At 72.0% G+C, this 10,290-nt stretch carries 5 protein-coding genes; 3 read left to right on the top strand and 2 right to left on the bottom strand.

Translation table 11 applies throughout. From position 1 onward, the window contains the following. Nucleotides 1–140: 140 nt before the first annotated feature. Nucleotides 141–2,534: an endopeptidase La gene (gene lon, locus ACIA8Q_RS14110; protein WP_360204488.1), complete on the bottom strand. Its 2,394-nt coding sequence runs from the start codon at nt 2,532–2,534 to the stop codon at nt 141–143. A gap of 146 nt (nt 2,535–2,680) precedes the next feature. Next, nucleotides 2,681–3,469 (bottom strand): rhomboid-like protein, encoded by a 789-nt coding sequence (locus ACIA8Q_RS14105; RefSeq protein ID WP_360204486.1) that lies wholly within the window; start codon nt 3,467–3,469, stop codon nt 2,681–2,683. A gap of 561 nt (nt 3,470–4,030) precedes the next feature. Between ACIA8Q_RS14105 and ACIA8Q_RS14100 the strand changes: the two genes are divergently transcribed. The 3 genes from ACIA8Q_RS14100 (at nt 4,031) to ACIA8Q_RS14090 (ending at nt 10,054) form a co-directional block, all read left to right on the top strand. Beyond that, the gene (locus ACIA8Q_RS14100) at nt 4,031–4,768 is read left to right on the top strand and encodes a response regulator transcription factor (protein ID WP_360204484.1); all 738 of its coding nucleotides are present in this window, start codon (nt 4,031–4,033) and stop codon (nt 4,766–4,768) included. 93 nt (nt 4,769–4,861) lie between these two features. After that, complete coding sequence (locus ACIA8Q_RS14095; RefSeq protein WP_360204482.1) at nt 4,862–5,995, top strand: HAMP domain-containing sensor histidine kinase; 1,134 nt, start codon at nt 4,862–4,864, stop codon at nt 5,993–5,995. A 318-nt stretch (nt 5,996–6,313) separates the two neighbouring features. Further along, nucleotides 6,314–10,054 carry a multifunctional oxoglutarate decarboxylase/oxoglutarate dehydrogenase thiamine pyrophosphate-binding subunit/dihydrolipoyllysine-residue succinyltransferase subunit gene (locus ACIA8Q_RS14090; RefSeq protein WP_396317220.1) on the top strand — a complete coding sequence of 1,247 codons (3,741 nt, stop codon included), beginning with the start codon at nt 6,314–6,316 and terminating at the stop codon, nt 10,052–10,054. Nucleotides 10,055–10,290 lie beyond the last annotated feature (236 nt).

Here is a 10,290-nt window from a genome sequence, read left to right as displayed (position 1 = left end):
GCCCACCCCGCGTGAGGTGCGGGGTGTACCTCTTCGCGGCGCAGCCGACCCCAGGTGCCACTCCTCAATTTTTGTGGAACATGCGCGGGGGGGGGGGGGGCCCCCCGCCCCGCCCCCCCGCCCCTCCGGGTGACCGCCCGTCAGGCGGCGACCAGCACCTCCGCCGGCTCCAGCGCCAGCTCCAGCACCTCGCGCACGTCCGCCACCGGGTGGACGGTGAGCCGCTCCAGCACCTCGGCCGGGACGTCGTCCAGGTCGGCCTCGTTGCGCTTGGGGATGATCACCGTGGTGACCCCGGCCCGGTCGGCGGCGAGCAGCTTCTGCTTCACCCCGCCGATCGGCAGCACCCGGCCGGTCAGCGACACCTCGCCGGTCATCGCCACGTCGGTGCGCACCCGGCGCCCCGACAGCAGCGAGGCCAGCGCCGTGGTCATGGTGATGCCGGCGCTCGGCCCGTCCTTGGGGACGGCCCCGGCCGGGACGTGCAGGTGCACGCCGCGGTCCCGCAGCGAGGTGACCGGCAGCTCCAGCTCGGCGCCGCGCGAGCGCAGGAAGGAGAGCGCGATGTGCGCGGACTCCTTCATCACGTCGCCCAGCTGCCCGGTGAGGGTGAGGCCCGTCCCGCCGGTCTCGGAGTCGGCGAGCGAGGCCTCGATGTAGAGGACGTCGCCGCCCGCGCCGGTCACCGCGAGGCCGGTGGCCACGCCGGGCACGGCGGTGCGCCGCTCGGCCGGCTCCTGCGCGGCCTCCGGCACGTGGTGCGGGCGGCCGATCAGGGCGCGCAGGTCGTCCGCGCCGATGGTGACGGGCAGCTCGCGCTCGCCGAGCTCGGTCTGCGCGGCGATCCTGCGCAGCACCCGGGCGATCGAACGCTCCAGGGTCCGCACCCCGGCCTCCCGGGTGTACTCACCGGCCAGCCGGCGCAGCGCCGGCTCGTCGACGGAGACCAGGCCGTCGCCCAGTCCGGCCTTCTCCAGCTGGCGCGGGAGCAGGTGGTCGCGGGCGATGAGGACCTTCTCGTCCTCGGTGTAGCCGTCCAGCCGGACGAGCTCCATCCGGTCGAGCAGCGGCTCGGGGATGGCCTCCAGCACGTTGGCGGTGGCGAGGAAGACCACGTCGGAGAGGTCGAGCTCGACCTCCAGGTAGTGGTCCCGGAAGGTGTGGTTCTGCGCCGGGTCCAGCACCTCCAGCAGGGCGGCGGCCGGGTCCCCGCGGTAGTCGGAGCCGACCTTGTCGATCTCGTCGAGCAGGACGACCGGGTTCATCGAGCCGGCCTCCTTGATCGCCCGCACCAGCCGGCCGGGCTGCGCGCCGACGTAGGTGCGCCGGTGGCCGCGGATCTCGGCTTCGTCCCGGACGCCGCCGAGGGCGACCCGGACGAAGCTGCGGCCCATGGCGCGGGCCACCGACTCGCCGAGCGAGGTCTTGCCCACCCCGGGCGGGCCGACCAGCGCCAGCACCGCTCCGCCGCGCCGCCCGCCGACGAGTCCGAGCCCCTGGTCGGCGCGGCGCTTGCGCACCGCGAGGTACTCGACGATGCGGTCCTTCACGTCCGCCAGGCCCGCGTGGTCGGCGTCCAGCACCGCGCGGGCGCCGGCGATGTCGTAGGTGTCCTCGCTGCGCTCGTTCCAGGGCAGTTCCAGGACGGTGTCCAGCCAGGTGCGGATCCAGGAGCCCTCGGGCGACTGGTCGGAGGCGCGTTCGAGCTTGTCCACCTCCTTGAGCGCGGCCTCGCGGACCTTCTCGGGCAGGTCGGCGGCCTCGACCCGGGCCCGGTAGTCGCCCTCCTCGTCGGCCGGGTCACCGTTCAGCTCGGCCAGTTCCTTGCGGACGGCCTCCAGCTGGCGGCGGAGCAGGAACTCCTTCTGCTGCTTGGCCACGCCCTCCTCGACGTCCTTGCGGATGGTGTCATTGACCTCCTCCTCGGCGAGGTGGTCGCGCAGCAGGGTCAGCGCGTACTCCAGGCGGGCGACCTGATCGGCCTCCAGCAGCACCTTGAGCTTCTGCTCGGCGGTGACGAAGGACGCGTAGCCGATGTTGTCGGCGAGCTCGCCGACGCCCTCGATCTGCGCCACCCGGTCGACGATCTGCCAGGCGCCGCGCCGGCGCAGCCACTGGGTGGACAGCGCCTTGTACTCCTTGACCAGCTCGGCGGCCCGGCCGGCGACCGGGGTGCCCACCGAGGACTCCCGGAACGGCGTGGTCTCCACCCAGAGGGCGGCGCCGGGGCCGGTGGTGCCGACCCCGATCCGGACCCGGCGCACGGCGCGGACCAGCGCGGCCGGATCGCCGTCGGCCAGCCGGCCGACCTGTTCCACGGTGGCCAGCGTGCCGACCGCCGCGTACGAGCCGTCCACCCGCGGGACGAGCAGGACCTGCGGCTTGCCGGCGCCGGTGGCCGCGGCGCGGGCGGCCTCGACGGCGGCGCGCACCTCGGTGTCCTTCAGGTCCAGCGGGACGACCATGCCCGGCAGGACGACCTCGTCGTCGAGCGGCAGCACGGGCAGGGTGAGCGGTGTGGACGTCGATGCCATGATCTCTCCCCAGTCAGTGAAGTTGAGCCGACCTGACTAAGGCTCGGCGGACGCCGGATGTTCCCGGCGTCTTGTTCGCCATGAGCGAACACCATGGGGCCGCGCGGGGTCCGTCAAAACCCGTCCGGAAGATGCAGCCGAAGGTGTCAGCGGGCGTCCAGGACCCGGGCGCCACCCGTCGCGGGCGCACCGCCGGCCACCGCCTCGGCCCGGCGCGGGGCCGGCCCGGGCCGGCTCGCCCGGACGCGCCGCGCCCAGCGCCACAGCGCCACGCCGGTCAGCACCGCCGCCGGGTGGCCCACCGCGGTGACCACGTCCCGCTCGGTGAGGATCTGCTCGGCGATCAGCAGCCCGGCGCCGCCGAGCGCGACCACCCGCCCGCGCAGCGGCAGCAGCCCGGCCACCGCGCCCAGGCAGGCGAGCACGCCGTAGCTGACGCCGATGTCCAGGTAGTCCAGCGCCCCGGGCTCCATCCGCCCCGTCTCCACCGCCGCGATCACCACGCCCTGGGAGAGCAGGGTGGCGACGACGTGGCCGGTCGCGAACACCGCGGCCGCGCGGGCGGGGCCGATCCGCCGCTCCAGCGGCGCGAGGGTGACGGCGAATCCCCACAGGTAGGGCATCCACACGTCACCGGCCACCCAGAAACCACTCAGCAGCAGAGCGCGCAGGGGATGCTGCAGGAGGTTGTGGCCGTCGGAGCTGGAAGCCTCCTGCAACCGCTGCACGAGTTCCGGATCGGCGAGCTTGGCGAACGTGGTGGTGGCACCGACCACGGCGAGGTAGCCGAGGGTGAAAGGGGTGCGCCGGGGCGTCGGCACCAGGGCGAGCAGCCGGTCGACGGCGCTCGCGCGCAGGCCGAACCGGAGCATCCCGTACGGCACGCCCGTCGGCGGCGGCCCGACCCGTCCGGCCCCGCGCCGCACTCCAGCCATGACGCCTCCCGCTCCACACCCGCAGCCACCGGCCCGTCACAGGTGCCCAACGTACCGGCGCGCGCGGTGAATCCCGCCCGGCAGGGTGTTGTCGTGGCCACGTTACGTCGGGGTCCTGAGAGGCAGCTGGGAATTGTCCGTGAAGACCATCGGTAAACCGGCCGACCGGATTTCCCGGCATTGGTCCAGACCTACTTCCGATTAACGCGTCAGTAGGCCCTCTGACCGGCGACTTGGCGTCAACTCGACTGCATACGTACCGTTACGCAGTGAAAATTCGGCGGGTAAGGTATCGGCCCGTGCCCACTCGTGCAGTGGGTTCAGAGGGCGGCGGACAGCCGGCCCACGGGCCGGAAACGTCCGGTCCGCCTGCCGGGAAGCACCCACTGTCCGTACGCTGCGAGGTGCGCGGGAGCGGGTGGGTGGCCTACAGTCCGTCCTCCGATCCGAGCGCGACGGGACGGCGGACCCGGCACAGTCCACGACGGAACAAGACTACGAGCGGAGCCCCGCCATCCCCACAGGTGGCCGGCCCGCAGCCCTGGGGGCGGTGGCGTGACCGTGACAGAACTTCAGCAGGACCACAACAACAGCGGCGGCACGGTGAGCAGCCAGCGCAGAGTGCTGGTGGTGGAGGACGAGCCCACGATCGCGGAGTCGATCGCGGCCCGCTTGGGCGCGGAGGGCTTCAAGGTCGCCGTGGCCCACGACGGACCGGGAGCGGTCGACGGCTTCCACACCTGGCAGCCCGACCTGGTCGTCCTCGACATCATGCTGCCCGGATTCGACGGCCTCGAGGTGTGCCGCCGGATCCAGGCGCAGCGCCCGGTGCCGGTGCTGATGCTGACCGCGCGCGACGACGAGACGGACCTGCTGGTCGGCCTCGGCGTGGGCGCGGACGACTACATGACGAAACCCTTCTCGATGCGCGAACTGGCCGCCCGGGTCAACGTGCTGCTGCGCCGCGTCGAGCGCGCCCAGCAGGCCGCCCGCACGCCCGCGCTCGGCTCGCTGCGCTTCGGCGAGCTGGAGATCGACCACGTGCAGCGCCGGGTCCGGCTGGCCTCGGGGGACGTCCACCTGACGCCCACCGAGTTCGACCTGCTCGCCTGCCTGGCCGCCCAGCCGCGCGCGGTGCTGACCCGCGAGCAGTTGCTGGCCGAGGTCTGGGACTGGACCGACGCGTCCGGCACCCGCACCGTGGACAGCCACGTGAAGGCCCTGCGCCGGAAGATCGGCGCGAGCTGGATCCGCACCGTCCACGGCGTCGGGTACGCGCTGGAGGCCCCGCTCTCCTAGCGGCGCCTCGGGCGACGGGCCTCCGGGGGGCCCGTGTCCCGGACCGCCGCGCAGGCACGCGCGGGACGTACGCGGGGATCACAGGAAAAACCAATGACCTTTCCGCAGCAACGCAACAACGGGGACACCGACGGCACGCGGCCACAGACGCTGGCCGTCCGCGCCGCCCGCCGGGTCTGGGCCGACATCCGGCCGCTCGACCCGGTCCGCTCGATCAAGGGCAAACTCGCCCTGCTGGTGATCGTCTCCGTCTTCCTGGCCACCGGCATGGTGGTCGTGGCGATCCGGTCCGAGACCCAGATCCGGATCATCATGGTCTTCTCCATGATCGCCTCGCTGCTCTTCATGCAGTTCCTCGCGCACGGGCTGACCGCCCCCCTGCGCGAGATGACGGCCGCCGCCCGCGCGATGGCCTCCGGCGACTACAGCCGCCGGGTCGAGGTCAACTCGCGCGACGAGATCGGCGAGCTGGCGGCCGCCTTCAACCAGATGGCGGCCGACCTGGGCGCCGCCGACCGGCACCGTCGCGAGCTGGTCGCCAACGTCTCGCACGAGCTGCGCACGCCGATCGCCGCGTTGCGCGCCGTGCTGGAGAACGTGGTGGACGGCGTCGTCCAGCCCAATCCGGCGACCCTCGGGGCCGCCCTGGAGCAGACCGAGCGGCTCGGCCGCCTGGTCACCCATCTGCTGGACCTCTCCAAGATCGACGACGGCGTGGTCGACCTGGACGCCCGCCCCTTCGAGGTGCGCGAGTTCCTGGACGGCGTGCTGCGCGGGGTCACCGTGGACGGCGCGACGGCCGGCGGGGCGTTCTCCCGGCGCGGCGACGTCCGGCTGGCCCTGGAGGTCAGCCCGACCGGCCTGACCGGCGTGGCGGACCCGGAACGGCTCCACCAGGTGGTCGCCAACCTGGTCGACAACGCCTGCAAGCACTCCCCGCCCGGCGGCACCGTCACGGTGCGCGCGCGGCCCGACGGCGAGCCCGGCGGCCTGCTGCTGGAGGTCGAGGACGAGGGCCCGGGCATCCCGCCGGCCGACCGCAGCCGGGTGTTCGAGCGGTTCAGCCGCAGCGGCACCGCGACCGCCCAGGGGCCCGGTTCGGACGGCGGCACCGGCCTCGGGCTGGCCATCGCCCGGTGGGCGGTGGACCTGCACGGCGGGCGGATCGCGGTCGCCGAGTCGCCGCGCGGCTGCCGGATCGAGGTCCGGCTGCCGGGGCAGCGCTGAGCCGGGCCGCTTCGTCGGATCCTCCAGCGCCCCGACGGGGGCGGTTGTGTCACAGAAGCGACACAGACGTACACGAAGATCGTTCGATGATCCGAACAGAGGTTTGTCCGGTTTCGTCCGGGTATGACTCCCGCACGGGGCAGTCAGTTCCCCTCAGATATGGCTTTCTAACGCACATTTTCAGCCAATCTGCAGGTCAGGACTGTGATCTGGGCGACGCCTGAGCCCCGGGGACTGCGCGATCACCGGTCAGGGGCGTAGCCTTAATCCCCGCTGTCCAAACATCCCAAAAGGAAGCGGAAGAGGGCGGTTGCCGCCGTGTCGCCACAGTCCCCTGAAACCCCCAATAGCTCGGCAAGCTCCACTGGCTTCGGCCCCAATGAGTGGCTCGTCGATGAGATCTACCAGCAGTACCTCCAGGACCCGAACTCGGTCGACCGAGCCTGGTGGGACTTTTTCGCCGACTACAAGCCCGGTACCGAGGTGACCCCAGTGACCCAGGCCGCGACCCAGGCCGGCCCCACGCCGACCCCTGCCGCTGCCCCCGCGCCCGCTGCTGCCGCACCGGCCGCACCCGCCGCCGCTCCGGCCGCGCCGGCCCCGGCCCCCGTGCCGCTCGCCGCGGCCCCCGCCGCGCCGCCGGCCCCCAAGGCCGCCCCGGCCGCCCCGGCCGCGCCCGCCGCGGCCGCGCCGGCCGGCCCCGAGCTCGTCCAGCTGCGCGGCCCGGCGAAGGCCGTCGCCACCAACATGGACGCCTCGCTGGAGGTGCCGACCGCGACCTCGGTCCGCGCGGTGCCCGCGAAGCTGTTGATCGACAACCGCATCGTCATCAACAACCACCTGCAGCGCGCCCGCGGCGGCAAGGTCTCCTTCACCCACCTGATCGGCTACGCCCTGGTCCAGGCCATCAAGGCCAGCCCGGGGATGAACCACAGCTACAAGGTGGAGGACGGCAAGGCCTACCTGGTCAAGCCCGAGCACATCAACCTCGGCCTGGCCATCGACCTGGTCAAGCCGAACGGCGACCGCCAGCTCGTCGTCGCGGCCATCAAGAAGGCCGAGACCCTCGACTTCTTCGGCTTCTGGCAGGCCTACGAGGACATCGTCCGCCGGGCCCGCGCCAACAAGCTGACCATGGACGACTTCACCGGCGTCACGGTCTCGCTGACCAACCCCGGCGGCATCGGCACCGTGCACTCCGTGCCGCGCCTGATGCAGAACCAGGGCACCATCGTCGGCGTCGGCGCCATGGAGTACCCGGCCGAGTTCCAGGGCTCCGCCCCGGAGACCCTGGCCCGCCTCGGCGTCTCCAAGATCATGACGCTGACCTCGACCTACGACCACCGCGTCATCCAGGGTGCGGCGTCCGGCGAGTTCCTGCGCGAGATCCACCGCCTGCTGCTCGGCGAGAACGGCTTCTACGACGAGATCTTCGAGTCGCTGCGGATCCCGTACGAGCCCGTCCGCTGGGCCACCGACGTCGCCACCACCCACGACGACGAGGTCAACAAGACCGCGCGCGTCATGGAGCTGATCCACTCCTACCGGGTCCGCGGCCACCTCATGGCCGACACCGACCCGCTGGAGTACAAGCAGCGCAAGCACCCCGACCTGGACGTCGTCCAGCACGGCCTCACCCTGTGGGACCTGGAGCGCGAGTTCGCGGTCGGCGGCTTCGGCGGCCAGAAGATGATGAAGCTCCGCGACATCCTCGGCCTGCTGCGCAACACCTACTGCCGCACGGTCGGCATCGAGTACATGCACATCCAGGACCCGAAGCAGCGCAAGTGGCTGCAGGACCGCCTGGAGAAGCCGTACGCCAAGCCCGAGCGCGAGGAGCAGCTGCGGATCCTCCGCCGCCTGAACTCCGCCGAGGCCTTCGAGACCTTCCTGCAGACGAAGTACGTCGGGCAGAAGCGCTTCTCCCTGGAGGGCGGTGAGTCGCTGATCGCGCTGCTGGACGCGACCATCGACGCCGCCGCCGAGCACCGCCTCGACGAGGCCGTCATCGGCATGGCCCACCGCGGCCGCCTCAACGTGCTGGCCAACATCGTCGGCAAGCCGTACGGCAAGATCTTCGGCGAGTTCGAGGGCAACCTCGACCCGAAGTCGATGCACGGCTCCGGCGACGTCAAGTACCACCTGGGCGCCGAGGGCACCTTCACCGGCCTGGACGGCGAGACCATCAAGGTCTCGCTCGCCGCGAACCCCTCCCACCTGGAGGCCGTGGACCCGGTCGTCGAGGGTATCGCCCGCGCCAAGCAGGACATCCTGGACCAGGGCGGCACCACCTTCCCGGTGCTGCCGATCCAGATCCACGGCGACGCGGCCTTCGCCGGCCAGGGCGTCGTCGCGGAGACCCTGAACATGTCGCAGCTGCGCGGCTACCGCACCGGCGGCACCGTGCACGTCGTGGTGAACAACCAGGTCGGCTTCACCGCCGCCCCGGCGTCCTCGCGCTCCTCGATGTACTGCACCGACGTGGCCCGCATGATCGAGGCCCCGATCTTCCACGTGAACGGCGACGACCCGGAGGCCGTGGTCCGCGTCGCGCGGCTCGCCTTCGAGTTCCGCCAGGAGTTCCACAAGGACGTGGTGATCGACCTCATCTGCTACCGCCGCCGCGGTCACAACGAGGCCGACAACCCGTCGTTCACCCAGCCGCTGATGTACGACCTGATCGACAAGAAGCGCTCGGTGCGCAAGCTGTACACCGAGGGCCTGATCGGTCGCGGCGACATCACCATGGAAGAGGCGGAGCAGGCGCTCCAGGACTTCCAGGGCCAGCTGGAGAAGGTCTTCGCCGAGGTCCGCGACGCGGCCCAGGCGCCGGCCGGCACCACCAACGGCAAGCCCGTCGCCGACTTCCCGGTCAACATCCAGACCGGCATCTCCCAGGAGATGGTCAAGCGGATCGCCGCCTCCCAGGTCAACCTGCCGGACTGGCTGACCGTCCACCCGCGCCTGCTGCCGCAGCTGCAGCGCCGCGCCAGCTCGGTCGAGGACAACACCATCGACTGGGCGACGGGCGAGACCCTCGCCATCGGCTCGCTGCTCATGGAGGGCCACCCGGTCCGCCTGGCCGGCCAGGACAGCCGCCGCGGCACCTTCGGCCAGCGGCACGCCGTCCTGATCGACCGCAAGACCGGCGAGGACTACACCCCGCTGCAGTACCTCACCGAGGACCAGGCCCGCTACACCGTCTACGACAGCCTGCTGTCGGAGTACGCGGCCATGGGCTTCGAGTACGGCTACTCGCTGACCCGCCCGAACGCGCTGGTCATGTGGGAGGCGCAGTTCGGCGACTTCGTCAACGGCGCGCAGACCATGGTGGACGAGTACATCGCCTCCGCCGAGCAGAAGTGGGGCCAGCACTCCGGCGTCACCCTGCTGCTGCCGCACGGCTACGAGGGCCAGGGCCCGGACCACTCGTCCGCCCGCCCGGAGCGCTTCCTGCAGCTGTGCGCGCAGAACAACATGACGGTCGCCATGCCGACCCTGCCGTCGAACTACTTCCACCTGCTGCGCTGGCAGGCGCACAACCCGCACCACAAGCCGCTGGTCGTCTTCACCCCGAAGTCGATGCTGCGTCTCAAGGCCGCGGCGAGTGCCACCGAGGAGTTCCTGTCCGGCTCGTTCCGCCCGGTCATCGGCGACACCACCGTCGACCCGGCGCAGGTCCGCAAGGTCGTCATCACGGCCGGCAAGTTCTACTACGACCTGGAGGCGGCCCGCACCGAGCGCGGCGTCACCGACACCGCGATCGTCCGGGTCGAGCGGCTCTACCCGCTGCCGGTGGCCGAGCTCCAGGAGGAGCTGGCCCGCTACGGCGACGACGTCCAGTTCGTCTGGGCGCAGGAGGAGCCGGACAACCAGGGTGCCTGGCCGTTCATCGCGATGAACCTGGTCGACCACCTGCAGGTCGTCATCGGCCGCAGCGCCGGCGGCTCCCGCCTGCGCCGCGTCGCCCGCACGACGGCCTCGTCCCCGGCGGTCGGCTCGGCCAAGCGGCACGCCGCCGAGCAGCAGGCCCTGATCGAAGAGGTCTACTCGCTCTGAGCGACCGGTCGAGGCCCTGACGCCTGACGCCCGCGGCCCCCGCCCTCCCCACCGGAGGACGGGGGCCGCGGGCGTTCCCGGCTGCCCCGGGTTCACGGTGGTGCCATGTCAAGGTCGCAGCTCTGCAACCAATCCGGGGCCTCGCTGCACGCCCACCTGACGGATCGATAGGTTATGCCTCGCCGGTCCGCCGCCCGGGCGCCCGTCCGCGCCCCCGGCACCGGCCGTACGACCTC

Origin of the sequence: Kitasatospora sp. NPDC051705 (assembly GCF_044453265.1) — a bacterium.
Taxonomy (GTDB): Bacteria; Actinomycetota; Actinomycetes; order Streptomycetales; family Streptomycetaceae; genus Kitasatospora.
This window is presented reverse-complemented; position numbering and strand designations above follow the sequence as displayed.